This is a genomic window from Rhodothermales bacterium (assembly GCA_041391505.1).
In the GTDB taxonomy this organism is placed as follows: Bacteria; Bacteroidota; Rhodothermia; order Rhodothermales; family JAHQVL01; genus JAWKNW01.
The window spans coordinates 52,691-78,765 of record JAWKNW010000005.1 but is presented as its reverse complement, the minus strand read 5'-3'; the positions used below and the strand labels follow the sequence as shown (position 1 = coordinate 78,765).

At 64.5% G+C, this 26,075-nt stretch carries 24 protein-coding genes; 18 read left to right on the top strand and 6 right to left on the bottom strand.

Going from position 1 to position 26,075, the window contains the following annotated elements:
* Window positions 1-3 precede the first annotated feature (3 nt).
* From R2834_07020 to R2834_06980, 9 genes are all read left to right on the top strand, one after another.
* Window positions 4-1,131: a DUF5009 domain-containing protein gene (locus tag R2834_07020; GenBank protein ID MEZ4700064.1), complete on the top strand. Its 1,128-nt coding sequence runs from the start codon at window positions 4-6 to the stop codon at window positions 1,129-1,131.
* Between the two features lie 124 nt (window positions 1,132-1,255).
* Window positions 1,256-1,789: a hypothetical protein gene (locus tag R2834_07015; protein MEZ4700063.1), complete on the top strand. Its 534-nt coding sequence runs from the start codon at window positions 1,256-1,258 to the stop codon at window positions 1,787-1,789.
* Between the two features lie 76 nt (window positions 1,790-1,865).
* Entirely contained in the window at window positions 1,866-2,564 is a 699-nt protein-coding gene (locus R2834_07010; GenBank protein MEZ4700062.1) for a hypothetical protein, read from the top strand.
* Window positions 2,565-2,607: 43 nt separating this feature from the next.
* A complete protein-coding gene (locus tag R2834_07005; protein ID MEZ4700061.1) occupies window positions 2,608-4,443 on the top strand; it encodes a hypothetical protein in 1,836 nt (611 codons plus the stop codon).
* A 216-nt stretch (window positions 4,444-4,659) separates the two neighbouring features.
* Window positions 4,660-5,535 (top strand): NAD(P)H-binding protein, encoded by an 876-nt coding sequence (locus tag R2834_07000; protein ID MEZ4700060.1) that lies wholly within the window; start codon window positions 4,660-4,662, stop codon window positions 5,533-5,535.
* Window positions 5,536-5,580: 45 nt separating this feature from the next.
* Entirely contained in the window at window positions 5,581-6,003 is a 423-nt protein-coding gene (locus R2834_06995; GenBank protein MEZ4700059.1) for an SCP2 sterol-binding domain-containing protein, read from the top strand.
* 4 nt (window positions 6,004-6,007) lie between these two features.
* Window positions 6,008-6,787: an SDR family oxidoreductase gene (locus R2834_06990; protein ID MEZ4700058.1), complete on the top strand. Its 780-nt coding sequence runs from the start codon at window positions 6,008-6,010 to the stop codon at window positions 6,785-6,787.
* A gap of 84 nt (window positions 6,788-6,871) precedes the next feature.
* Window positions 6,872-7,810 (top strand): ThuA domain-containing protein, encoded by a 939-nt coding sequence (locus R2834_06985; GenBank protein MEZ4700057.1) that lies wholly within the window; start codon window positions 6,872-6,874, stop codon window positions 7,808-7,810.
* A gap of 117 nt (window positions 7,811-7,927) precedes the next feature.
* On the top strand, window positions 7,928-8,359 hold the full coding sequence (locus tag R2834_06980; protein MEZ4700056.1) for a DUF4399 domain-containing protein: 432 nt from the start codon (window positions 7,928-7,930) through the stop codon (window positions 8,357-8,359).
* 54 nt (window positions 8,360-8,413) lie between these two features.
* On the opposite strand, the gene R2834_06975 is transcribed toward R2834_06980, so the two are convergent.
* The 3 genes from R2834_06975 to R2834_06965 form a co-directional block, all read right to left on the bottom strand.
* Window positions 8,414-9,754, bottom strand: a complete 1,341-nt coding sequence (locus R2834_06975; protein ID MEZ4700055.1) for a hypothetical protein — start codon at window positions 9,752-9,754, stop codon at window positions 8,414-8,416.
* A 37-nt stretch (window positions 9,755-9,791) separates the two neighbouring features.
* Entirely contained in the window at window positions 9,792-10,622 is an 831-nt protein-coding gene (locus tag R2834_06970) for an aldo/keto reductase (protein MEZ4700054.1), read from the bottom strand.
* Window positions 10,623-10,790: 168 nt separating this feature from the next.
* On the bottom strand, window positions 10,791-12,260 hold the full coding sequence (locus tag R2834_06965) for a Xaa-Pro peptidase family protein (protein ID MEZ4700053.1): 1,470 nt from the start codon (window positions 12,258-12,260) through the stop codon (window positions 10,791-10,793).
* 128 nt (window positions 12,261-12,388) lie between these two features.
* Here R2834_06965 and R2834_06960 point away from each other — a divergent pair, with 128 nt between their 5' ends.
* The 5 genes from R2834_06960 (at window position 12,389) to R2834_06940 (ending at window position 17,439) form a co-directional block, all read left to right on the top strand.
* The gene (locus R2834_06960; protein ID MEZ4700052.1) at window positions 12,389-12,652 is read left to right on the top strand and encodes a hypothetical protein; all 264 of its coding nucleotides are present in this window, start codon (window positions 12,389-12,391) and stop codon (window positions 12,650-12,652) included.
* Window positions 12,639-13,424, top strand: a complete 786-nt coding sequence (locus tag R2834_06955; GenBank protein ID MEZ4700051.1) for a CHAP domain-containing protein — start codon at window positions 12,639-12,641, stop codon at window positions 13,422-13,424. Before R2834_06960 ends, R2834_06955 begins: the two co-directional genes overlap by 14 nt.
* A gap of 128 nt (window positions 13,425-13,552) precedes the next feature.
* The gene (locus R2834_06950; protein ID MEZ4700050.1) at window positions 13,553-15,631 is read left to right on the top strand and encodes an HAD-IIB family hydrolase; all 2,079 of its coding nucleotides are present in this window, start codon (window positions 13,553-13,555) and stop codon (window positions 15,629-15,631) included.
* 29 nt (window positions 15,632-15,660) lie between these two features.
* The gene (locus tag R2834_06945) at window positions 15,661-16,941 is read left to right on the top strand and encodes a glycosyltransferase (GenBank protein MEZ4700049.1); all 1,281 of its coding nucleotides are present in this window, start codon (window positions 15,661-15,663) and stop codon (window positions 16,939-16,941) included.
* A gap of 93 nt (window positions 16,942-17,034) precedes the next feature.
* Window positions 17,035-17,439 (top strand): DoxX family protein, encoded by a 405-nt coding sequence (locus tag R2834_06940; protein ID MEZ4700048.1) that lies wholly within the window; start codon window positions 17,035-17,037, stop codon window positions 17,437-17,439.
* Between the two features lie 73 nt (window positions 17,440-17,512).
* Here the strand turns inward: R2834_06940 and R2834_06935 are convergent, their stop codons facing one another.
* The gene (locus R2834_06935) at window positions 17,513-18,895 is read right to left on the bottom strand and encodes a Gfo/Idh/MocA family oxidoreductase (GenBank protein ID MEZ4700047.1); all 1,383 of its coding nucleotides are present in this window, start codon (window positions 18,893-18,895) and stop codon (window positions 17,513-17,515) included.
* Window positions 18,896-19,242: 347 nt separating this feature from the next.
* Between R2834_06935 and R2834_06930 the strand changes: the two genes are divergently transcribed.
* Window positions 19,243-20,589, top strand: a complete 1,347-nt coding sequence (locus R2834_06930; protein ID MEZ4700046.1) for a Gfo/Idh/MocA family oxidoreductase — start codon at window positions 19,243-19,245, stop codon at window positions 20,587-20,589.
* On the opposite strand, the gene R2834_06925 is transcribed toward R2834_06930, so the two are convergent.
* Window positions 20,548-23,043, bottom strand: a complete 2,496-nt coding sequence (locus R2834_06925; protein ID MEZ4700045.1) for a discoidin domain-containing protein — start codon at window positions 23,041-23,043, stop codon at window positions 20,548-20,550. The two genes, R2834_06930 and R2834_06925, sit on opposite strands and share 42 nt — an antisense overlap.
* 241 nt (window positions 23,044-23,284) lie before the next feature.
* On the opposite strand from R2834_06925, the gene R2834_06920 reads away from it, so the two are divergent.
* From R2834_06920 to R2834_06910, 3 genes are all read left to right on the top strand, one after another.
* Complete coding sequence (locus R2834_06920) at window positions 23,285-23,455, top strand: hypothetical protein (protein MEZ4700044.1); 171 nt, start codon at window positions 23,285-23,287, stop codon at window positions 23,453-23,455.
* A gap of 185 nt (window positions 23,456-23,640) precedes the next feature.
* Window positions 23,641-24,726 carry an AraC family transcriptional regulator gene (locus R2834_06915; GenBank protein ID MEZ4700043.1) on the top strand — a complete coding sequence of 362 codons (1,086 nt, stop codon included), beginning with the start codon at window positions 23,641-23,643 and terminating at the stop codon, window positions 24,724-24,726.
* A gap of 129 nt (window positions 24,727-24,855) precedes the next feature.
* Complete coding sequence (locus R2834_06910; GenBank protein MEZ4700042.1) at window positions 24,856-25,491, top strand: M23 family metallopeptidase; 636 nt, start codon at window positions 24,856-24,858, stop codon at window positions 25,489-25,491.
* On the opposite strand, the gene R2834_06905 is transcribed toward R2834_06910, so the two are convergent.
* Entirely contained in the window at window positions 25,485-26,024 is a 540-nt protein-coding gene (locus R2834_06905; GenBank protein ID MEZ4700041.1) for a class IV adenylate cyclase, read from the bottom strand. The two genes, R2834_06910 and R2834_06905, sit on opposite strands and share 7 nt — an antisense overlap.
* Window positions 26,025-26,075: the final 51 nt, after the last annotated feature.

Here is a 26,075-nt window from a genome sequence, read left to right as displayed (position 1 = left end):
CCCATGACCACCCGATCGCCGTTGCTCGCCGACGTCCCCCCGCATCGCCTCCTCTCGCTCGATGTCTTCCGGGGTGGCATCATGGTGCTGCTGGCCGGCGAGGCGGCGAACGTGTACGGGTCGCTGGGCGATGCCGTGGCCGGCCACCCGGTCCTCGAGGCGATCGTAACGCAGTTCCATCACCATCCCTGGAACGGCCTGCGCTTCTGGGACCTGATCCAGCCGTTCTTCATGTTCATCGTCGGCGTGGCGATGGCTTACTCCGTCCGCAAACGGCGTGAGCGGGGCGAGTCGTGGTCGGGCACGTTGCGCCATATCGTCATCCGGTGCGCGTTGCTGTTGCTGTTCGGGGTGATGCTGCACTGCGGCTACGCCGGCCATCTGGTGTGGGAACTCTGGAACGTGTTGTCCCAGCTGTCGGTCACCATTCTCGTGGCCTACCTGCTGTTCAACCTGCCGTGGCGCACCCAGCTGATCGTGTCGCTCGCCCTGATCGGCCTGACCGAGGTGCTGTACCGCACCTTCCCCCTGGAGGGCTTCAACGAGCCGTTTGTCCAGGGCAAGAGTTTCGGGGCCTACATGGATATGGTGTTGATGGGGAAGATCAACGGGGGCGGCTGGGTGGCGATCAACGCGCTGCCGACGTCGGCGCACACGATCTGGGGCGTGATCGCCGGCAAGTGGCTTCAGGAAGAGCGGGCGCCCGGAGACAAGATCCGCTGGCTGGCGATCTGGGGGATTATCGGTCTGGCGATCGGCTACGGGCTCGACGGGGCCGGCGTGACGCCCATCATCAAGCGCATCTGCACGAGTTCGTTCGTGATCGTGTCCGGCGGATGGTGCCTGCTGGCGCTGGCGGCGACGTACGCGCTGGTCGACGTAAAAGGCTACAGACGTTTTGCGCCTTTTTTCGTTGTCGTCGGGGCCAACTCCATCTTTATTTACCTCTTCTTTGAGACGGTCGGCCATCAGTGGTTCAACGGCTTCGTCGGCATCTTCACCCTCGGCATCGCCGGGTGGCTCCATCTGCCGGAGACGGCCGGCGCGGTCGTGACGGCGTTCACCGTCCTGGCGCTCGAGTGGGGCCTCTGCTACCTGCTCTACCGCCGGCGGTGGTTCTTCAAGATCTGACCTCCCCACCCGTCTCTTTGGCCCGCATCTTGCTAAGGTTTAGCTATCGCTAATCAGAGCGCGGCACCTCTCCCCCCGACGCGCTCGGCGCACTCCATCGCGCCCCCCTCTTACATCGTAGGCTATGCAACAGACGCTTCTCGCGCTTGGCGCGTTGCTGATCATCACAACCATCGCGATGAACCAGCAGCGGTCGATCTTTATGCTACAACGCACCGCGCATGTCCGGGAACTCGAAGCCGCGGCGAGCGACTACGCGCAACGCCGCCTGAGCGAACTTTCGAGCTACGCGTTCGACGAAGCCCGGCTCGGCATGTCCACCCTCATCACCGACGTGGTCGACCTCACCTCTTCGGGCTCGTTTGGCGTGGAAAGCGGCGAAACGGCGGGCGATATCAGCACCTTCGACGACATCGACGACTTTCACGGTTACGTCGATTCCACCGTCGTGCATACGCTGAGCAACGAAACGTACCGCCTCCGCGCCAGCTACAGCGTGCAGTATGTGGATGCCAGCAACCCGACCGGAACGCCGGGCCCTGGCGTGAAGACGCTGATGAAACGGCTCATCATCACGGTCGAGTCCCGAGAGGAGATTGCCGGCGGCGGGGTGCGCATCGTCGCCGACCGCCCCATCGCCGTCTCAGATTATGTCTAACATTGAGCAGCCTGCGCCCGACCCCATCCCTGGCCTCCGCCCCAATCGCTGAATCCGGCTTTCGCAATACACCATCATGCAAGTAATTCTAGACCATCTTTCGGCGCTCATCATCGGTTCCGTACTGATTCTCATCTTCGCGCTCCTGCAGGTGCGCGGGGTGCAGTCCGCCTCCGAAACGACCGTCAACGCCATGGTTCGCCAGGCCACGCTCGATCTTTCCGAAATGCTGGAAATCGACATCCGCAACATGCGCACCGACGTCCAGACCGCGGATGCCGCCTCCCGCGGCATCCTTTCGGGCGGCAGCTGGACCTGCAATACGACGGCCAGCGGCGACACCACCCTGTCGTTTTCGTTTGTGACGATGACGGATCCGTACGCGCAGGTCGACTCGCTCGACCCGGGCAACGCGCCGTTATCCGTCGTGAACTATCTCCTCGTCCGCGACCCGGGCGGCGCATCGGTCAGCCGGCAGATGGGCAACGTCACCGTCAACCACCCGCTTTACCGCCTCGAGCGGATCGTGGGCGGCGTCGTGACGGGCCGCACCCAGTCGTACATCACGTATTTCGCCGTGGAGTATGCGCGGCGCGGCGTCTTCAACTTCGAACCCATCGGTACCGCGGGTTGCCCGACCGACCTCGCCCGCATCCGCTTCCAGGTCCAGATGGCCCAGGAAGGTATCGAACGCATCGCCTCCGATCAGACCGCAAACAGCCAGTTGAATTTCAGCCGGTACGGCTCCACCGTCGACCTGCTGAACTGGGAGTAAACACGCCCCTGTTCATCCCGCACATTGTCACCAGGACTCACCCATGGGAAAAGGCGCACTCCTCTCCGTCATCGCCGTGACGTTTTCGACCCTGTTGCTGCTCTACAACGCGCAGCTCAGCTCCAACCGGACCGGTGAAAAAGAAACGGCCAATCAGGCCCGCATCGTCGCCAAAGAACTCGCCTACGAGGGGCGAAAGCTCGTCCTCGCCGGCTGGGTGGGGACGAACGGCACCGGCACGACGCCGGCGTTCAGCACGATGAACAAGGGGGGCGGCCAGATCGACGTCGTCCACTTCTCCGTCGCGAACGACACGCTGGACTTCACCGTCCGCGCCGCGTTCCAGCAGACCGTGCATGAGATTCGCAGCCGCTATGCCTGGAATGACTTTCTGCTCAACGCCATCCAGCTGAAGGTCAACAAGGTGAATCCGACGATCGACCCGGCGGCGACGCTCAACTTCAACAGCGTTGGTCTGGACAACCAGAGCCTATCCGAACTGGACGAGGTCTTGTTCACCGACCTCCAGATGACCGGGAGCCTCGGGGATTACGGCCTCGGCATGAGCCAGCAGCTGACGGCGATGGATAGCGAGCTCGGGGCGTTCGGCATCGACGTGCTCGAAATCGACCAGGCGCAGCGCGACCTCTACGACACGATGAACGGCGCGTTTTATCCGGACCAGATCGGCGAGGCCGTGGAGCTGTTTGCCGCCAACTACCCGGCGGCCACCACCACGGTAGCCGACGTGAGCGGCCTGGGCGGGACGTTCGGGATGTCGGGCGGCAACGCCATGCTCACCGTCCAGGGCAGCCTTTCGCTGACGAACGACTTTCAGGGCAAGGGCATCCTCGTCGTCGAGGGCGACCTGATCGTGCCCGCCGGCGTGACCTTCCAGTGGGACGGCATCATCCTGGTGAAGCCGCCGGCCGGCGACACGAGCCCGGTCATCGACCTGAGCGGTTTCGTCGACATCGAAGGCAACCTCGTCGCCCTTCAGGACGGCATGCCCAACACCGGGCACATGGACCTGTCGGTCATGCGCGACGTGTCCGGCGTCTGGCCGACGCCGTTTGGCGCCCCCAGCGACATGATCGTCAACGGGATGGTGCTCAAGCACACGCATGACTATACGGCGGCGCAGGGCAACTACGTCGTGTGGCACGCCGACAATCCCGCCTTCCCCAACCACCAGGGATACAACGCGTTCGACGCCACCCTGGGCACCCTGAGCCCCAGCGACAGCATCTTCATCGAGGTCTTCAACAACGTCAACCACGGCCGGGGGCTGGTGCGCTTCCAGCTGCACGGTGAAGCGGAAGAAGTGCATCAGATCGGCACCGGGTTCGGACCGCTCTACCAGTTTTCCGCCTTTGCGCCCTTGCGCACGCGCATCTTCACCGTCAGCGACCTCGAGACGTTCGATATCGCCGTCACGCGCCTGAGCGCGCTGAAGAAGTTATGGGATAAGGCCGGCGAGGCGCATGTTGGTTGTGCGGGGGGACCCAACCCGGAGTCGGGTCCGGAATGCGTGTGGTCGCACTATAACCGCATGGATGCGCTCACCTTCCGCATCTATCAGCGCACCTTCGGGTTCGACCTCAAGATGTACGAGGCCAGCCTGTACTGGCACCGGCGCACCGGCGACGAAGAGACCGAGTTCGAGAACGAGATGAACGACTTCATCAGCCATCTGACCGACCTGGACTACGGCCTCACGCTGAACATCGGCCCGGACGCCACGATCAGCGAGGATCCGAGCACCGTCTTCAGCCTCGTTTCCGAATTCAGCGGGGGCACCTTCGGCCTCATGCACCTCGGCACCTGGACCCGCTCGTGGGACCCCGGCGACCCGGGCAACCCGTCGATCCAGAATTGAGCGGGAGAAGGCAGATCTATGATTAGAGATCAAGGATCAAGGATTGACGATCAAGGATACTCAGCCTCAATCCTTGATCCTTAATCCTTGATCCTTGATCTCTAATCATAGATCCTGCAGCTATCATACCGATCGGGGGCCGCGCGCTTTGCTTTTCCCGACCGTTCGCAGCTATTTTGAGACGTTCCATTCTTTCGACGTCGAGAAGAGCACGCGATGACGGGCACAACAAAAGGCCGGATCCTGATCGCAGGCGCCTCCGGAACGCTGGGAGGGCACCTGACGCGCGAATTCACGTCGCGGGGGTGGTGGGTTCGCACGCTGAGTCGCACCGCCGGCCCGGCGCCGGAATCGTCCGACGACCACCGCGTTGCCGATATCCGCGATGGGCGCGCCGTCCGCGAAGCCTGCGAGGGCGTCGACACGGTATTTTCGGCGGTAGGGGCCTCGCTGAGCATGGCTCCGAAGCTGTGGTCGCCGGACTTCCACACGGTCGATTTTAAAGGCAACCTCAGCCTGTTGACCGCTGCCCGGCAAGCCGGCGTGCGGCATTTCGGGTACGCGTCCGTCTTTCGGAAGCCCGAACTCCGGCATCTGGCCTATGTTAAGGCGCACACGGACTTCGAGGACGCGCTGCAGGACTCCGGCCTGGCCTACTCGATCGTTCAGCCCACCGGCTATTTCTCCGCGTTTTCCGTCATCCCGAGAATCGTGCGCTACGGCATCGCCCCGCTGATCGGCGACGGGTCGGCGCGGACGAACCCCATCCATGAGGCCGACCTCGCCGCGGTCTGCGCCAACGCGATCGAGGCCGGCGAGGCGGTGGTCCCCGTCGGTGGCCCGGACATCTTCACGCGGCAGGAAGTATTCGATCTTGCCTTCACGGCCAGCCGGCAGAAGCCCCGCTACGTGCAACTGCCGCGTTTCGTGATGGGCGCCAACCGGTTGCTCATCGCCCCGTTCGATCCGCGGCTCAGCCAGCTGCTCGCCTTTTTCGAGCGCGTGAGCACCACCGACATCGTCGCGCCGCCATTTGGAACGCATCGGCTGCCGGCGTATCTAAAGGCCGAAGTCGCGCGCGTCCGAAGCTGAGCGCCGGACAGGCCGCGCCCCTGTGTGTCGACCCTTTCTGAGAACATGCCCGAAATATTTACCGATGCGTGGGCCGCGGCCTGGTGCGGCAAGCTGGAAACGTCGGACGCCTACCGCAAGGCAGCCTCGTCCTGGAAAAAACCCATGGTCTTTATCCTCGAGGCCGACCCTTCCCAGGGCATACCCGTGGATCGGGCGCTGTACCTCGACCTCGAAGCCGGCCGCTGCAAGGGTGTGCGCCTGGCGACACCGGCCGACGAGGCGGACGTCCCGTATGTCGTCTCCGGCCCGATCGATGCCTGGCGGGGCCTGCTCGAAAAGGTCGTGGATCCGATGACGACGCTGCTCTCCGGCAAGCTCCGACTCAAGAAAGGCAGCCTGTTTTCGTTGATGCCCTACGCCAATGCGGCCTTCGCCATGCTCGAAGCCGCCATGACGGTCGACTCGACCTATCCCTCATCCTCCTGAGCCCATGAGCACGCCCTCGATCTTCATCACGGGCGCCGCCGCCGGCATCGGCAAAGCGACCGCCGAACTCTTCGCCGCCCGAGGCTGGTTCGTGGGGCTCTACGACATCGATCGCGCCGGCGTGGAGGACCTCGCAGCACAGCTCGGCAGCGATCGATGCTGCGCCGGGCCGGCGGACGTCTGCGAGGAAGCGAGCATGCGCGATGCCGTGGCGCACTTCGGCGCGCGCACCGGCGGCCGGATGGACGTGCTGTTCAACAACGCCGGCATCATCCGGGCGGGCGCCTTCGCCGAGATTCCCGCCGGCGAGCAGCGCCGGGTGATCGACATCAACGTCTGGGGCGTGCTCAACACGACGCTGCAGGCGCTGCCGCTGCTGCGGGCGAGCCGGCCGGCGCGGATCGTCAACATGTCATCGGCCTCCGCCATCTACGGCCATCCCCACCTTACCGCTTACGCCGCATCGAAGATGGCCGTCCGCAGCATCACCCAGGGCCTGGACGTCGCGCTGCGCGCCGACGGGATCCGGGTGTGCGACCTGATGCCCGTATGGGTGCGCACCGATCTGGCCACGACGGCGTCGTCGCAATGGAGCGGATTGACGTCGCGGCAGGTCCGCCTGACGCCCGAACGGATCGCCGGCTACGTCTGGAAGGCCGCGCACGGCCGGCGGCTTCACTGGCGCATCGGCTGGCTCACCTGGTACTACCACCTGATGTCGCGGCTGCTTCCCGAGCCGGCGGCGCGGCTCGCGGCGCACCTGATCCTCAGGGATCGCGATTAAAACGCCGATGCGAAGCCACCTTGCATCCTCCCCCGCCCAACGCCTATACTTAACCGTTTCCCTCCAACCCATCCCGCCTTACCGATGCGTACCGCCTACCTCCGCCTGTCGGGCTACAGCCTTGTCGTAGCGTTGTTTGCGCTATCCGCGTGCCAGCAGGCCTCATCGACATCCGACATGCCCGCCGAAAAATCCTCCGTCCTATTCCTCAGCGGCCAGAACAACCACGCCTGGGAAGAAACCAACGTCCTGCTCATGAACATCCTGGAAGAGCCCGGGCTGTTCGAGGTCACCAAGACGCTCACCCCGCCGAAAGGCAGCGCGCCGGAAGCGTGGAACGACTGGCATCCGGACTTCGGCAGCTACGATGTCGTCGTGCTCGACTACAACGGTGAGATGTGGCCCGACGACGTAAAATCGGCCTTCGAGTCCTACATCAACGGCGGCGGCACCGCGCTCATGGTCCACGCCTCGAACAACCCGTTCCCCGGCTGGACGGCGTACGAGCAGATGGTGGGCATGCTCTGGCGCCGGCCCGACGACGGCACGACCGTCTATCTCGACGACGCCGGCGCGCCCGTCCGCCTCGGCCCTGGCGAAGGGCCGCGCTCGGGACATGGCAAGCTGCACGACTGGAAGATCGAGATCCGGGACCGGGAAAACCCCATCATGAAAGGCCTGCCCGACATGTGGATGCATCCGCATGACGAACTCTACCACGGCCAACGCGGGCCGGCCGAGAACATGAACATCCTCGCCTCGGCCTATTCGGACACCACCTGGGGCGGCACGGGCAAAAACGAGCTGATGATCTGGTGGATTCCCTACGGCCAGGGCAAGGTGCTGACGTTCCTCCCCGGCCACCACTGGGCCAACCAGGACGACGAGCGCGCCTTTTACGATGTCGGTTTCCGGACGGTGCTCAACCGGAGCGTCGAGTGGCTGGCCACCGGGAAGGTGACGATCCCCGTCCCGCCCAACTTTCCAACGGCCGACGCCGTCAGCCTGAAAAACGCCCCGTAACGAGGCGATCCGGGGCCGCCTGAAACGTTACGGAGCGATCGTCATTAATGTAACGGCTTCGGTCACGCGAAAGCGGGGCCCCTTTTCGCCGCATCCTTCTGATTCCATCGATATATCATGACGTATTCTCGGCTCCTAATCCTCCTGGTCATCGCGTTCGCCTTTTCCTCGCCGGCGCTCGCCCAGATGACCCGCACGCCGTCTCCCAACGGGGCTTCCGCCTACATCATCTCGCCGGCCGACGGCGAAGTGGTGACCGGACCCGTCACCATCAAATTCGGATTAAAAGGCATGGGCATCGCGCCGGCCGGCATCGACTTCCCCGATACCGGCCATCATCACCTGATGATCAATGTCGACGAGATGCCTTCCCTGGACATGCCGCTGCCGTCCGATGATCACCATCGGCATTTCGGGAAAGGGCAGACGGAAGTGACGCTCGACCTCGAACCGGGCACCTACACGTTCCAGATCATGCTGGGCGACAAAAACCACGTGCCGCACAATCCTCCCGTCATGTCGGAGAAGATCACGGTGATCGTGAAGTAAAACGGTTAGCGCCCTGGCGCAGGCCCCGTCGCATCGGATGCGGCGGGGCTTTTTTTATGGCTTGAACAGCCCCGGATGGCCGAAATAGGCATAGGACACGGCGACCAGTTCGACGGCGAGCGGGCGGTACCCGTCGTCGCCGGCGACGGCGTCGAAGTCGTCCTCCGAGAGGGCCGGAAACAGGGTCCGCAACAGCGCGCCCTGGGCGGGGCGTAGCCCGAACCGCTCCGGCGCCGGATGCGGAACGCCGGCCGTACGATAGACGAGGCCCGTAGCATACGCCGGCTGGCCGGCCGCAACGGCCGCGGCCTGATAGGAGCGGTTGTACTCGACAACGCCCGGCGCGGCCACGGCCGAGTCCCCCACGAAGCGAATCGCCTCCGTTGCGCCGTCGTCGTCGATGCGATCCGCCATGACAAAGGCGATGGACAGCTTGCCGGCGAGCCCCGCAAAGTCGGCCAGCGCCTGCCGGATGACGGGTTCGACATCGGGGTGCACCCGCCTGCCGGCATCGTCCGCGGCCGGGCTCTCCGGGCGGTAAAACGCGAAGGGGATCGTTTGCGTGTCGGTTGCGGCTTCGATGGGGAACGGCAGGGCATTCACCGGCGCATCCGGATCCCCGCCGGACACCGCCGCCGCGAACCGTTCCGCGGGAAACGCGTCCGGCATGGCGTAGAGGGTGAGGCGATCTCCCTCGACGACGAGCGGATCCAGGGCGGTGAACCGCATGGGGCGGTCCCAGCCGGCGAAAAGAGGCCGGTCGTAGACGACGGCGCCCTCCTGCCGCTGCACCGCCTGCCGGTAGGAGGTAAATCCGTCGGCGCGGTAAAACACGTCGAAGGTGCCGCCAACAGGAAACGCCGTATTCACGGCGCCGTCTTCCTCGACCGCATGGCAGGATGCGGCGGTATCGCCCACTTCCACGTAGCAGATCTCCCCGTCCACCAGCCGGCGCCGGTGGTCCGTCATGTCGTACACGGCGAACCGGATCGGCACCCGATCCCGCCCCACGATATCGACAAAGACACTGGCGATTTCCTCCTCCCCGCCGGCACGGACCCGCACGCGACGCTCGCGGCGCCCCACGACATCCGCCTCCTCCTGAAACCCGAACACGAAACGCAGCAGACCCGACGCCGCCTCGAGGGTATCCGGCGCGATCGCTTCGCCTTCGAGGACCGCCCATTCGATGGGTTGCGCCGCGGTGATCTGGAGGTGGTAGGTGATGGTCCCCTTTTCGATGACCTGCCTGTCGTCGGCGCCGAACGTGATGGCGATGACGCCCCCGCCGAGCGGATCCAGCGGAGCCGGCCCCTCGCCGCAGCCGGCGCCCGCCAGCGCGGCGAAAACGGCGAGCGCCGGTAGGTAGCGATGCAGGAACGTCCCTCGAACCATACGCGGTACCGCACCCCGGGAGGTGGGGCGCAACGGGTCAGAAATTGAAGTTGTCCGGATCGGGGCCGTACCGGTGATGCCGGTCGAGGCTGTCGATCCGCGCCATCTCTTCGGGGGTCAACTCGAAGTCGAAGACCTGGGCATTGGCCACGATGCGCTCCTGCCGGACCGATTTCGGGATGGCAACGATGCCTTTCTGGAGGATCCAGCGCAGCGCAACATGCGCGCCGTTCTTCCCATACCGCCGGCCGATCGACGTCAGCACCGGCTCCGTGGCCGCTTCCCCCTTCATGATCGGGCTCCACGCTTCCAGCAGGATGCCGTGTTCACGGGCAAACTGCTGCAGCGGCGGCTGCTGGAGGTAGGGATGAAACTCGACCTGGTCCACCATCGGGACGATCTCGGCGCTATCCAGCAGGTCTTCGAGTTGATGCACCAGGAAGTTGCTGACCCCGATGGCCCGGGCCCGGCCGTCTTTATAAATCCGCTCGATGGCCCGCCACGTGTCCTTGTATTTCCCCTTTACCGGCCAGTGGATGAGGTAGAGATCGATGTACGACATGCCGAGCCGCTCCAGGCTGGCATCGAAGGCGCGGAGCGTGGTGTCGTAGCCCTGATCTGAATTCCAGACCTTCGTGGTCACGAAGATCGACTCGCGGGGCACGTCGCTCTCCGCGATGGCGCGGCCGACGCCCGTTTCGTTGGCGTAGACCTTGGCGGTATCGATGCTGCGGTAGCCGGCGTCCAGCGCCCAGCGGACCGCGTTTTCAACTTCGTCGCCCTCCTGGCTTCGGAACACGCCCAGCCCGAACCAGGGCATCGTGACGTCGTTGGCGAGGGTGGCGGCGGCGGTAAGGGTATCGGGCATGGGGTTGTTGGATGCTGGATGCTAGATCCTGGATGCTGGGATGCGGTATGCGGGTCTTGAGATGCGGGTCTTGAGATGCGGGTCTTGGAATGCGGGGCAGGCCTGAGTGATCGGAATCGAGCTTTTAGATTACAAAACCCATATCCCATATCCCATATCCAGCCCCCCTCATTCCCCCGTCAAGTCAATCTGCCCCTTCATCAGCATTTCCAGCCGTTCCGGGGTTCGGGGAAGATACGACGTCAGGTTTTCGGCGCCCTGTTCGGTGACGAGGATGACATCTTCGAGAAAGACCGACTGGCCTGTCCGGTGGTTGTAGTACCAGGGTTCGACGGTGAAGACCATGCCGGCTTCGAGCGGGGCGTCGCGGAGGCTGGGGTCGCCGGCGTCGAGGCCGATGTGGTGACCGAAGAAGTCGGCCACCTGCATAAAGGGCAGGGCTTCGGCCGGCGTGGCGGCGCGGGCGGCTTGCTGCAAGTCGGCGAAGGTGACGCCCGGCTTCACCGCCGCGATGATCGCATCGGATACGGCGCGCTGCATGTCCAGCAGTTTTTTCTGCTCCTCGGTGAAGGTGCCGGACACCGGGAGCGTCCGCCCTACGTCGCTCACGTAGTACCCCAGCTCGCAGCCCACATCGAAGATGACGACTTCGCCGGCCTGCATGGCGCGGTTGCGGCGGTTGTAGTGCGCCGCCAGGATGCGCCAGGGCCACAGGGCGTTGGGACCGGATTTGACGATGGGCGCGAACGGCATGCGCTGGCCGCCGCCCTCCTTGCACGCCGCCTCGACGACCGCCTCCATGTCGCGCTCCGTGACGCCGGGTTTGACCTGCTGCGCGGCCCGGGCGATGGCGTTGCCGGTCAGCCGCGCCGCGGCGTGCAGACGAGCGATCTCGGCGCTCGACTTCACCATCCGGACGCGGGCGAACATCGCATACGCGTTTTCGAGCCGCGCGCTGCCGTAGGTGGTCTGGAGATAGTGGATGAGATGCTCGGCCGGCGTGAAGTGGGCGAAGTAGCCGACCTCGACGGGCGTGATGGGGCCGGGCGCGCCGGCGTTGACGTACAGCGGCCGGTCGGTGCTGGCCCAGGCGGAGAGCACCTCGCGGAGTTGCGCGAGGGGCAGCATGGGGATGCCCGTCTTTTGTGCGAACAGCGTGTCGTCGAGGACCGGCCGGCCCGGGAAGTCGTTCGGGCGGCCCGGGTTTTCGAAACGCGCGTCGCGATCCGGTACAAAGAGCAGCATCTCGCGGGCATCGGCATTAAAGACGAGGATCGCGTTCGGCAGCTCGAGGCCGGTGAGGTACATAAAATCGTCGAGTTGACGGAAGGTCTCGCCATGCGACACGCCGTCGCGGGAGGGGACCAGCAGCATCCCGCCGCCGGCATCGAGGAGTTGTCGCGCGATGCCCTGCCGGCGTCGGTCGTATTCGTCATCCGCGAAGGGCAGGTCCGTCCAGTCGAAGTACCGCTGCTCCGGGGCGCCGGACTGTCCCCGCGCCGGCGACGCGAGGCAGAGGCCGGCGAGGAAGAGGGCCACACCCAGCCGGCGCGCGCGGGCCGTGGCGCGAACGAAGGCATAGCCGTATCTGGACGCGAGGTGCTCGAGGCCGGCGGATAGTAGTAGACTCCAATGCATGATCCAAAAGGCAAATAAAGGGTGTTTACTGGATAATGACAGAATAAGCTATATTTTGTCGGCATGGCGAGGCTGGGAAAGCCCATCCATGTCCTTCAGTTCACCCACCATGAGGAGGTCCGACCACCATGAAAGTATGGCAGTTTTTCGTATTGCTATTCGTAGCATCCGTGCTCAGTGTCTGGTACACGTTCAATTACGCCGTCGAGTTTTCGGCGTTCGCCGTAGCCCTGGCCAAGGTATTCATCGGCATGTTCTTGTTCTACCTGTTCGACGTTTGGGCCCTCCGCGACATTGAAACGATTCAGGAGCTGAAAAATGGCAATATTGCGCTCAGTATCTTCTTTCTCGGTTACGCGATCCTCGTGGCTGCCTGCGTTGCTACTGCTTAGCATCGGATGCGCTCCGAACAAGGTCGACAACCACAGCGCCGGCAAAGATCCTGATCTGGCGCCTACGGACACGATGGCGAATATCGCCCGGGAGATCCATGTCGGGGAACAGGCACTCGCTTCCAGCCAGCCCCGGGAGCTCCCGCCGGCGGCCCTGCCGGAGGTCGACATCGTGGACGTCGCGCCGTCCGAGCCGCTTCATGTGGTGACCGCGCGGAAGTACCTGGGGGTGACGGAGAACCCCAAGGATTCGAATCGCGGTACCGAGGTCGAGCAATTCCTGGGCTCGGTTGGCCTGAAGCCCATCCAGCGCGCTGACGGCACCTGGAAGAGCTATCCCTATTGCGCCGCGTTCGTCTCGTTCTGCCTGAACGCCGCCGGCGAGGAGGTCGTTTACCCGCGCACACGCACGGCGGGAGCGCGCAATTTCATCGACAACGCGCGCAGCTTCATCTTTTTTCCGGATGGAGAGGAAAACCATCCGATTTCTTTCGGCAGTCTTCGGGCCAACGTGGTCCAGCGCGGCACCGTGACCATCCCGCCGGGAACCATCGTCGTCTGGAAGGCCAAACGGGATCCCGATGATCCCTATGGCCACGCCGGCATGGTCGTCAGCTGGGAGGGGCAGGCCGGCCTGACCATCGAGGGCAACACCGGCCCCGGCGAAGAGGGCGACCAGCGCGAGGGCGGCGGGGTCTACTTGCGAAAACGCATGCTCAGCCCCGGAAGCGCCTTCCGTATCGTAAGCTTTACCCCGGTCAACTACCGCTAGACCTCCCCTACCCCGAACTCAAAACCCCGGCACACCCCCGTGTCGGGGTTTTAACTTTTTATCAAAAGAGCACCCGTTCTCCTCATTTCGGAACCTTAACATGCGGTCTGGCCGTTAAGAACTCCGACATGAGCGAAAACCATATCCTGTTTTTTTCCTCCGACCTGGACGGTACCCTGCTCGGGGACGGCGACGCGGAGCGGCGGTTCAAGGCGACGTGGGAGTCGCTCGACGAAGGCAGACCCCTGCTCTGCTACAACACGGGCCGGATGCTCGACGACGTCTCGGGGCTGATCGGGCGCGGCCAGCTTCCGGCGCCGGACTACGTGATCAGCGGCGTGGGCACCAATGTGTTCGACTACCGCGAGCGCCAGGTCCTGAAGGAATTCTCGGAGATGCTCGACGAAGGCTGGGACAAACCCCTCGTCGAATCCATCGTGCAGGAGATGCCCGGCGCGATCACGCGGCAGCCCGATCACTACCAGCACGACTACAAGTCGAGCTGGTATTACGCCGAGGCGCCGCTCGCCCGGATCCAGGATCTCGAAAAAGCCCTCGAAAAGGCCGGCCTCGACGTCCACGTCATCTACTCGAGCGCGCTGCACCTGGACGTCCTCCCCAAGTGGGCGAACAAGGGCAATGCCCTCGGCTGGCTGCTCCGGCACATCGACATCCCGGAAAACCGCACCCTGGTCGCCGGCGACAGCGGCAACGACAGCGCGATGTTTGCGCTAAGGGGGGTGCGCGGCATCATCGTCGGCAATGCGCAGCCCGAGCTGGTGGAGCTGACGCGCTCCGGATCCTTCTTCGTCGCCCCGCCGCACGAGATCTGCGCCAACGCGGTCCTTTCCGGCCTGCATCACTATCAGGTGATCGGCGCCGAGCGGCAGGCGGAGACGACGGACGAGCCGGCCGCGCTCTACGCGGCCCTCAACATCTCCCCCAGCGCCGACCTCGGCAAGCTCACCGGCGAACAGATCGCCCACATCCGCACCGGCTACCACAACGCCATCGAGGCGCTGCGCAAGAACATCACGCCGGTCGGGTTTTCAGCCTGCTCGCTCGACGACAACGAGGTCAACGGCACCGACGAGAACTACCGCAGCGTGTGGGCGCGCGACAGCGCCATCGCCATCCTGGGCTCCCTCCCCCTCACGAAAGATTGGGAGGACATCCACACCTGCCAGCGGCAGACGCTGATCACGCTGATCGAGAATATCTCCCCGAACGGCCAGTTTCCCGCGAACGTGCGGATCGAGGACGGCCGGCCCGATTATTCGGGCGTGGGCGGCATCGCCTCCATCGACAGCGGACTCTGGGTGATCATCGCCTTTTACGCCTACGTCGCCCAGACGCACGACTACGAATTCCTCCGCGAGCACTATCCGCAATTGCAGCTCGCGATGGACTGGCTCAGCGCGCATGACAGCAACAACGACGCGCTGCTCGAAATCCCGGAAGCCGGCGACTGGACCGACCTTTTCGGCCGGAGCTACAACGTCCTCTACGACGAGGTGCTGTGGTACCGCTGCACCGTCTGTTTCGGCCGGCTCCTCCAGATGCTCGGCCACGAGGAGAAGGCCGGCGACTACCTCCGCTGGGCGCGCATCATCAAGCGCGAGATCCTGCTCAATTTCTGGCCGAGCACGCAGCAGCCGCCGACGGCCGGCATCACCTTCGCCGAGCGCCAGTATTCCATCGGCGACGTGCGGTACCTGCTCGCCGAGATCACCCCCTTCAACTTCAGCTGGCGGTGCGACACCTTTGGCAATATCCTCGCCTTTCTGTACGATGTCGTGGATTCGCGGCGCGCGGCGCAGACGTTCAATTTCATGTGGGGCGCCGGCGTGAACGATCCATACCCGATCACCAACCTCTATCCCGCCGTCCAGGGCGGCGACCCCGACTGGCGGCCCTATTACGCCGTCAACCTCCTCAACCTGCCTCACCATTATCATAACGGGGGCATCTGGCCGTTCGTGGGCGGCCACTGGGTGCGTTATATCAACAAGCTCGGTCTTCGCGAGCTGGCGCTGCACGAGCTGCATCGCCTGACGGAGCTGAACGAAAAAGGAACCGCCCACGCCTGGGAATTCAACGAATGGGCGCACGGCCGCACGGGCCGGCCCATGGGCAAAGCCTTCCAGGCCTGGTCCGCATCCGAGTTCATCCGGGCCTGCCACGACCTCCACATCGTCGCGGCGTAACCCCCGCAGCCCCGCAACCCCGATCCATCATGACCATCATCAACAACATCCTCGTCATCTCCGTGCACGGCTATGTGGCGGCCGAACCCGAACTGGGAAAACCCGACACCGGCGGCCAGGTCGTTTTCGTGATCGAGATGGCCAAACGCTTCAGCCGGCTCGGCCGGCGCGTCGACATCCTTACCCGGCAGTTCGAGGATCAGCCCGAGATCGACGAGATCAACCGCAACCTGCGCGTCTGGCGCGTACCCTTCGGCGGATCGGATTTCATCCCGAAGGAAAACATGCACGATCACCTCGGGAATTTCGTCACCAACACCCTCTCCGTGATCCGCGAACGCGGGCTGCAGTACGACTGCGTCTATTCGCACTACTGGGACGCCGGCTGGGCCGGGCAGAAGATCGCCGAAGAGCTGGAGATCCCCCATATCCACACCCCGCATTCACTCGGCTGGTGGAAACAGCGCAACATGGGTGAGGGGATGACGGCGGCGGAAATGGAGAAGTACCGGTTCGAGGAACGGATCCGGAAGGAATTCCTCACCTACCAGCAATGCGACCATGTGATCGCGACGACCGTGCAGCAGGCCGAGCTGCTGCGGGAGCAGTACGATCTGATGGAGCACCGCATCACGACGGTCCCTCCGGGCATGGATGAAGATCGTTTTTCGCCCGTCCGGCAGGCGGATCTCAGCGCGCTGCGCGCCCGGTACGACCTGCACCCGCACGACGTGCTCGCCCTGGGCCGGATGGCCCACAACAAAGGCTACGACCTGCTCATCGACGCCCTGCCCACCCTGTTCGATCTGGTGCCCGACGCGCGCCTGGTCGCCGCCATCGGGAGCGACGATTCGGAGCAGGACGAAGCCGGCATCGCCCCGCTGCTCCAGCAGGCCGAGGCGCTCGGCATCGCCGACCGCATCATCTGGCCGAAATACATCGCGGATGAGGATCTGGCGAACTACTTCCGCGCCGCCGGCGTGTTTTCGCTGCCGTCCCGTTACGAGCCGTTCGGCATGGTGGCCATCGAGGCGATGGCCTGCGGGACGCCGTCGGTCATCACGGTGCACGGCGGGCTGTTCGAGCTGATCCAGTTCGGGCTCCACGCGCTCTACGCGGATCCGAACCGCCCCATCGAATACGGCACCATGCTCGCCCTCCCGCTGCTGCACCCGAAGCTGGCGCACCGGCTTTCGGTGGAAGGCGCCCGCTTCGCCCGACAGAACTTCGGGTGGACCGGCATCGCCAAGCGGACCCTCAGCCTGTTCCACTCGGCGATGCAGACCAAACACGCCGATACGGTCGCCTGATTTTTTTGCCCGCCGGCGCCGGCCTGACATGGCGTTGTCATCGGCAGGTGCTAGGTTTGGGTGGATCGTCCATCCTCCCAGACACGCACGACTATGCAACCAACCTCGCGCTCCCCTTCGCGCGCGCAGCGCATCACTGGCCGCATCCTGCAGGGCCTCGCGCTGCTCTTTTTCGCCTTCGACGGCATCGCCAAGCTGCTGATGATCGAACCGGTGATCGAAGCCAACCGGCAGCTCGTTTTTCCGGAGTCGGCGATCGCCGGCGTCGGCGCGCTGCTCCTGGTCTGCAGCATCCTGTACGCCATTCCACGCACCGCGCTGATCGGCGCCGTGCTGCTGACCGGCTACCTCGGCGGCGCCGTGGCCATCCAGCTGCGCGCGGGCAACCCGCTGTTCTCGCACACGCTGTTTCCTGTTTACATGGGCCTCATCGTCTGGGCCGCGCTGTATCTGGCGGACCGCCGCGTGCGGACGCTGCTTGCCCTGAAGTCGGCGTGAGCGGCCCCTGAAACGCATCGACCCCGGGCGCCGCTGCGTCCGGGGTCGAGCATGAACATTTTGACGCGCCGCCTCACACCGCCGTCGGCACCACGTACGGCTCGCGGTAATTCCGGGTGAGCATGGCGTCGGCCTGGGTGTCGTCGACGAAGCACTCGAGGGGCCCGTGGAACTGGAGTTCGCGGCGGAGCCGGTACGAGATGTTCGCGAGGAGCGGCAGGCAGGTCGAGTAGAAGCCCGTTTCGATGTCGCAGGTCAGGTCGCTGCGGTTGCCCGAACGCACGGCGGCGATGAAGTTGTTGTAATGCCCGCCGCCGCCCGGCGCCGCGAGGTAGCCCAGCGCCGGCCCGCCGGCGTCGCCGTCCTTGAAGTCGTCCGACTTCGGCCCCGGCTCGCCCTTACGGCCGAGATACGTTTTCCAGGTGCTGCCGTCGAGCTCCATCCAGCCTTCGGTGCCGTAAAAGGTGTTGCCGATCTTTACGCCCAGGCTGTCCTCGCCGCCGGTGTAGAGGCCGCGGGTCTCGAACTGGAGCAGCTTGCCGTCGGCATATTCGAACGTGGCCGTCTGCGTGTTGGCCGTCTCCTGGGAGCATTCGGTCGACTTGAACTTGAAGTAGCCGCCCATGGACTGGACGCGGACGGGATGTTCGTCTTTGCCGAGGCCCCATCGCGCGATGTCGAACTGGTGCGGCCCCTGGTTGCCGATGTCGCCGTTGCCGGTATCCCAGTGCCAGTGCCAGTTGTAATGCCCCTTCAATTCGTTGTAGGGGCGCCACGCCGCCGGCCCGAGCCAGAGGTCGTAGTGAAGTCCGGCGGGCGGCTCGCTGTCCATCGCGATGCCGAAGGAGTCGCGCGGCTTGAAACACAGCCCGCGGGACATGTAGACCTCGCCGATGACGCCCTCGTGCAGCATCTGCATGGCCCGGCGGACGCTGGTGATCGAGCGGTTCTGGAAGCCGACCTGCACGATGCGGTCGTATTTCCGCGCGGCCTCGACCATCTTGCGGCCTTCGAAAATGTTGTGGGAGCACGGCTTTTCGACATAGACGTGTTTGCCGGCCTGGACGGCCCAGATCGTCGCCAGCGCGTGCCAGTGGTTCGGCGTGGCGATCGAGACCGCGTCGATATCCCTGTCATCGAACACCTTGCGCATGTCGTACGCCGTCTTCGGCGCCTCGCCCTGCAGTTTCGTCACCTCATCCACGCGCTCCGCATAGAGGCTTTCGTCGACGTCGCAGATCGTGCGCAGCATGACGTTGTTTTCTTTCGCCATGCCGGCCCAGCGGCGCAGGTGCCCGAAGCCCTGACCGCGCACCCCGATGGTGGCCATGTTGACGCGGTCGTTCGCGCCCAGAATGTTTGCGTAGCTTTTCGCCGTCATGCCCACGCTGCCGAGCGTGATGCCGGCCGCGCCGGCCGCCAGCTTCTTGATCGTAGTTCGCCGTGATGCGTCCATGTTGGTTGCGGTCTGTCGAGGGAAGAGGAAAGACAAGAAAGGAGTGGGGATGGCAAAATGCAAATGGCTTGCGTGCGTCAGCAGGGCAACCGCATTCTCGCCGTGGCAGCGAAAAGCGTACGGGAGTTTGGGTGCATGGGGGCATTTTTTTACCGCAAAACCTCCCATACCCCATACTCCCATACCGGGAGATGCTCACGTTTGAAGGGCATGCGATGGCCCTGTGTACGTCAGAAAATGGCCCCTATGCGTCGCCGAAAACCCTTCGATCTGCGATTTGCGATTTGCATTTTGCGATTCTCCTCCTATCATCCATCAACTACCCTCTTCACCGACTCCATGCCGCCATGAGCCGCCTCGACCGACGCCAGTTCATCAAGCTTTCCGCCGGCGCGCTTGCGCTGCCTTCCATCATCCCTGCATCGGCCCTCGGCCGCGCCGGCCGGCCGGCGCCGAGCGACCGCATCACCATGGCCCTCATCGGCTGCGGCAACCAGGGCATGAACGACATCAACAACTTCCTGGCGGACGAACGCGTCCAGGTGATCGCGGCGTGTGACGTCAACCGCCAGAGCGCCGGCTACTGGGACGGCAAGATCGCGGGCCGCGAGCCGGCGCGGGAATACATCAACTGGCACTACGCCAACGGGACCGAATCCGGAAAATACGCCGGCTGCGATGCGTACGAGGACTTTCGCGAGGTGATCGCGCGGGACGATATCGACACCCTCCTCACCGCCCTGCCCGATCACTGGCACGCGCTCCCCGTCGTGATGGGCGCAAAAGCCGGCAAGGATATCTACGGCGAAAAACCCCTCAGCCTCACCATCCACGACGGCCGCGTCATGAGCGACGCGATCCGCGCCAACAACCGCATTTTCCAGACCGGCAGTCAGCAGCGGTCGGACTACCGCTTCCGCCGCACCTGCGAACTCGTGCGCAGCGGACGCATCGGGAAACTCCACACCGTCCGCGTCGGCCAGCCGAGCGGCACGCCCGACTTCGGCCGCAGCGGCCACCGCAAGGCGGCGGAGCCCGTGCCCGACGGGTTCAACTACGACTTCTGGCTCGGGCCGGCGCCCGAGGCGCCGTACAGCCCCGCCCGCTGCCACGTCAATTTCCGCTGGATCTTCGACTATTCCGGCGGCCAGGTCACCGACTGGGGCGGTCACCATCCCGACATCGCACAGTGGGGCATGGATACCGAAAACACCGGTCCCGTCGAAGTCCGCAACGCGCGCGCGGTCTATTCGACGGAATCGCCCTGGAACACCGCCATCCACTACTACTTCGAGTGCCTCTACGAAAACGGCGTCAAGCTCATCATTTCCGACGAAAACCGGATGGGCGTTCGTTTCCAGGGAACGGAGGGATGGATCTGGGTGACGCGCGGCGCCTGGGAAGCCTCGGACCCGGCGCTCCTCGAATCAGCGATCGCACCCGGCGACGTACAGCTCTACAAGAGCGAGAACCACGCGCGCAACTTCATCGATTGCGTGATCTCCCGCGAGCAGACCGTCGCGCCGATCGAGACGGCCCATCGATCCATCACGATCGCGCACCTGGGCAACATCGCGATGAAGCTGGGTCGCGACCTGAAATGGGATCCGAAGGCCGAGCGCTTCCCGGACGACCGGGAAGCCAATACGCACCTATCGCGTCCGTATCGCGCGCCCTGGAAGCTGGAGGGGTGACGGCAGCGAGGACACCGTCTCGCAGTTGCCCTGCGACGGGAAACAGGTGATGAGCCCGGTGACGAACTTGAGGATCAGCGACGCGTCGAGCGCCGAGAGATCCCCGTTGCCCGACACATCGGCGGCCGACGACGCGTCCGCCGGAAGCAGCGCAATGCCGACCGCGTGGGCCAGCACGAGCGCCGCGTCCTGGGCGGAGACCGACCCGTTGCCCGAGGCATCGCCGGCGATGAAGGGAGCGAGCGAATCGAGGCTGAGCGACGTTTCGGTGATGCTGGTCGCGTCGTTCACCGTCGTCCCATGCCCCACGATGCGCACGTGGCGCGTCAGAATGTCCTGGACGTCGTAGTATTCGAGGGTTTTCCGGAGTCCGCTGCTGACGACGCCCTCGACCAGCGGCGTCCAGTTCTGCCCGTCGATCGACGCCAGCAGATCAAACGTCGCCTGGCGGGTATCGCCCTTGTGCCAGGCGATGCCGACGCTGGATAGCGTCGCCTCGTCGGACAGGGTGTACTGGATCCACACGCCATCGCCCGTCGCGGACCAGCGGGTGCCGAGGTCGCCGTCGAGGGTATTCTGCGGGACGGCCGCCTCGCGGAAGGCGCTGGCGGTCACTTCCGAGACAAACACCTCGCGCGGCTCCTCCGCCGACACCGACACGAACACCTCGGCCGAAACCGTGGAGGCGCCGGCGTTGTCGCGGGCGACGGCGGTGATCACGTAGGCCCCTTCCGGCACATCCGGCCAGGTGTAGGCGAAGGGGGGTATGATATCGTCGACCACCTCGACGCCGTCGATCCAGAACGAGACGCCCTGCACGATGCCGTCGGCGTCGCCGGCCTCGGCCTCGATGACGATGGCGCTGCCGAGCATGAAGTTCGTGCCGCTGGACGGGCTGGTGATGGTCACCGAGGGCCGCTCGTTGACGGGGTCGCCCCCGCCGCCACCCAGCGTGCCTTCATACCGCATCTTCGCGGGGATGTCGTTGAGGTCCGACCCCGACACGTCGGGGCCGAACGCCGGCCAGGGCAGGTTCGCCGGCCAGAAGTCGGGCGGCGAGGTGAGGTACAGCGAAGCCGGCAGCGTCGCGCCGGACGACAGGGTGTTCCAGACCGGATTCCCGTCGATCACGTTGCCTTCCTCGTACGTATCCTCGATGGCGCCGTCTTTTTCGATACGCGATCCCCGCAGGAAGTGGTTGGCGATCACGTTTTGCCGGTTGGAGACATCGTAGATCGACATGCCGGGACCGCCGCTCGTCTTGCCCTGGATCCGGTTCCGGAAGAAGGTGTTCTCGGGCCCGACCTGGCCCCAGAAATCGGCAATGCCGCTCCACCAGAACAGGTTGCCCTCGTAGAGATTGTGGTTCGGAAAATGCCCGTGGAGGCTGATATCCACCAGTTCCACCAGATCGACGTTGTAGTTGTAGCTGATGATCGAATGGTTGACGCCCGTTTGCGCGAGAATGTAATGGCGGAGGTTCTCGAAGATGTTGTTCGTCACCTGGATGCGTGTGGATAGCTGCTCCAGATCGACGCCGTACCCATGCCCTCCCGTGCCGTAATTCTGCGCGTCGTGGATGTAGTTGCCCTCGACGACGAAGTCCCGGCAGCGGTAAATCTGCACGTGAAACTTGATCGCGTTGTACGACTCGACGTTGCGGACAAAGCCGTTGAACACGCTCCGGAACTCCAGATTATTCGATTCGCCGTACGCTTTCCGCTCGACGGCCAGTTCCTCCACCCCGACGTTACGCACCGGGTGCATCTTCATAACCGAGGGATTGTACTGCGTGCTGATCCCGAGCGAAAGCGGCATATCCACCGTGACCGTATTGCCCGACACGGCGGTGACCTGGACGATCTGCCCCCACGAGCGCTTGCCCCAGTCGGCCTCCCAGTCGGCCAGGTCCTGGCTGACTTCGATCAGGTCGCCGGCGGCCAGCGACGCGGCATTCGCCAGGGTGATGGTCGTCCCGTCCACGGGCACGCTGGCCGTGATGGCGATCGGATCTTCCTGCCATCCGATAAACCGGATTTCGTGGGAGCCGGAGCCGTCGATCACGAGGCGCGTCGCGTCCGAACCGGCGCCCCGGAGGATGATGTTGTCCTCTTTGATGTCCACCTGGCTCTGGAAGGTGTAGGTGCCGGGCGGGAAGTAGAGGATGGTCGGGACGCCGGCGTTGTTCGCCAGGTCCTGCAGCAGCGGGGCCACGTCCGCGACAGCCGGCGTGATGCCCCGCGTCGTGACGTCGATCGTAGTCCACCCCCCGGGATCCTGCCACACGACGGGGCTCCAGCCCTGCGACGGAAAGCGGGATGCCGGTATGTCGCCGGCGATCTGGGCTTCGCCGCGGCACCCGAAGAAGGACCAGACCCCCAGGCCCAGCACGAGCACCGCGGCAACCCGCCAGCGGTCCGTACGGACTCTTTGTACTGCGTTGATAGGCTTCATTAAAAAAGGCTTTCGTGGGACAAGCAACGGGGGGCTTCTCCGAGCGATGTCCGAAGGTCGACAAATCGTATGCCACACACCCGGCGTCCGATCAGCGCCCATTCCGACGCCCGGCATCCCGAAATGAGACATAAAAAAATGGGTTCTCGCGTCAGCAACCAAGTTTTTCGATCGGCATTGTTACAGCGTTCCTGATCCCCAACCAACCGTATCCAGACCAACGTGTCGGATGCACCCATCGATGAAAACCCATGCGAGTAGCCCGAACGTAAACAAAACCGCCACCCAGGATCCCAGGACCGAGCCGGCCTTGACCGCGACGGAGCGCTGGACGCGGATCCTCTTCTACTTTTTTATCGGGAGTTGCGGTTTCGGCATCATAGCGCTCGTGTACGAACTCTGGACGATGTAGGCGCAACGCCTGCACGATAGGAAAGAAAGCGTCCCGGCGGGGTCTACGCCGGGACGCTTTTGCTTTTGGCGCATCGTACCTTTCTCCGGAACGCCCCGCCCTGCGCGCGGGTGCAACGCTGTGCCAGACGAGCGGCATGCTTCCGGACCTCCCGTCCCTGAATCCAGCCGAAACGCGCTGTAACCATGCCCACACCACTTCCCTTCCTGTTGCTTTATGCCGGCACCACGGCGCTGCTCGTCGTGATGACCCTCGCGCTCGCGGCGAAGCCCCTCCGGGCCCAGTCGGAGAACAGAGCCTTGTTCGCCATCCTCCTCATCAACACCCTGCTCGTGATCTGGGCGACGGCGCACGCGTTCGGGTGGGCCCCGCGCGCGGTGTCCGCAGCGCTCGGCCTGCCTGTCCAGGCGCTCTTTTTCCTGCTCCCGCCGCTGCTCTATCGCTATGTGGATGCGGCAGGCCGGCCCGGCCTGCATCCCTGGTTTCGATGGACCGACGCTCTGATGCCCATCCTGTGGGTGGCGGGCGCCGGCCTGATCCGGTTCGCCGCCTCGGCGGGGTATGCCGGCGACGCCCTGCTCCCCTACGCCCGGCTCCTGATCCTCAACGGCGCGTTCGCCGTGTATTACGCGCTGGCCTGGCATCGCCTCGAGCGCGTCCCCTCCAACGCGCATCGATTCTGGCTCCGGTTCGGTCTGGTCCTGTTTGGCCTGCACTGGCTGTTCAGCGCCGCCAGCAGCGCGGCCGGCCTCATTGCAGCGGTGCCGGCGGGCGTGGCGCCAGCGATGGAATTCCTGTCCATCTCCTGCCTGCTCGTCTTTTGCGGGTACGCGACCTGGGTCGCCCTCCGCGAACACCCTGGCATCGCGCGGCAGCCGGGGCGCAGCGTGGAAACCAGCCTGTCACCCGCCGAGCTGGCCGTGCTGGGTGACCGCATCAAGCGCTACCTGGCCGACGAGAAACCCTTCCTCAACCCGGAGCTGTCCGTCGACGACCTCTCGCGGGCGCTCGGCGTGCCGGCGCGGCATACGTCCCAGGCGCTCAACGCGGCACTCGGAGGCGGCTTCTTCGACGTCATCAACACCCATCGCGTCGCCGAGGCACGCCGCATGCTCGAAAATCCCGACCAGCAGGATCTCACGGTGCTCGAGATCCTCTACGCGGCCGGCTTCAATTCCAAATCCGCCTTCCATCGGGCGTTCAGCAAAGAGACCGGCATGACGCCGACTGCCTATCGGAACCGGGCGCTCGGGCAGACGGAGCGGTCGTAGCCGGCGCCGAGCCGCTCTTTCTTCCGGAAAATGCGTCCCACTTTGCGTTGCGGGACGACGCGGCACGGGGAGGCTCCTATCATCGGGCCGCCTCGCTCGTGTCCTCCATCACAAAAACCCGCAACCGACATGCTGCTTCTGCATCGCCTGGCCGCCTGGCTCGGCCTGTTCTCCCTGCTCGCCGCCGCCTGCTCTACGTATGGCGCCCCGGACCGGCCCCGCGATCCGGAAGAAGGCCCGATCGCCCGCGCCTGCCCGGGAGGCGTCTATGAGGACTGGGAGACCTCAGACTATGTGCTGCCCTACCCGGTGGGCCGGACGTACCTCGTGGATCTCAGCCATTGCAGCGGATCCTACCACAGCGAGGGGTTGCCGGACGAATACGCGATCGACTTCAACATGCCCATCGGCACCCTGATCACGGCGTCGCGCGCCGGCACCGTCGTCCATGTCGTGGAGAGCGGGTATGACGGCAACGACCCGAACAACCTCGTCGTGGTGTCGCACGGCGACGGCACCTACGCCGAATACATGCACCTCACCCGCGACGGCGCGCTCGTGGAGGTGGGCGAAACGGTGGCGCCGGGCGACTCCATCGGCCTGAGCGGGGCGACGGGGCTGGCCGGCTACCCGCACCTGCACTTCGTGGTCGCCGTCGACGACTGGAAATGGCCCTACGAATCGACCCCGACGACGTTCAGCAACACAGCGCCCAACCCGAGGAGCCTGGCCTCCGGCTACGAATATACCGCCCGCGCCTATTGAGGGGCGGAGGGTGATTGCCCGAGCATCAGATCGCTATAAGAGACCTCGACCAGGTCTTCCGGCGCGATCGCAAAGGCTTCCATGTAGGTCTCGCAGGCCGCGCGAAGGCGATCCACGCCGATCGAGCCGTCCCGATCGATCGCCTCGATCTCGACGAACGACCCGAGGCCTTCCACGGCGTCGAGATGAAACTTGACGTTGTCGATAAAGAAGATATGCCGGCGCTTGTCCACCACGACGAGCACCCCGAGCGCCGCGGTCAGCGTGTGACGCAGGCTCTCGGAGGTAGCGGCATCGGCGGGATGCAGCACTACGTCGGATCGTTTGGGACCGGCCTGATCGGGCCGGCGGTAGAAAATGAGCGCCTGCTCGACGTTGCCCTGGCGAAGCTTGAGGCGCCCCTCGGGCACCCGAAAGTAGGTGTCGATCTGCCGATCCAGACCGGCGTAGTGCGCTCCGGCCGACTCGAGATATGCCCGTATCGGGGCGTGATCCGCGCAGCGCGCCTTGATCTCGATGTTCAGGATATTCATGAGGGGTTACAGGGTGCAGGGTGCAGGTTCAAGGCGCTGGACTGTATTTCC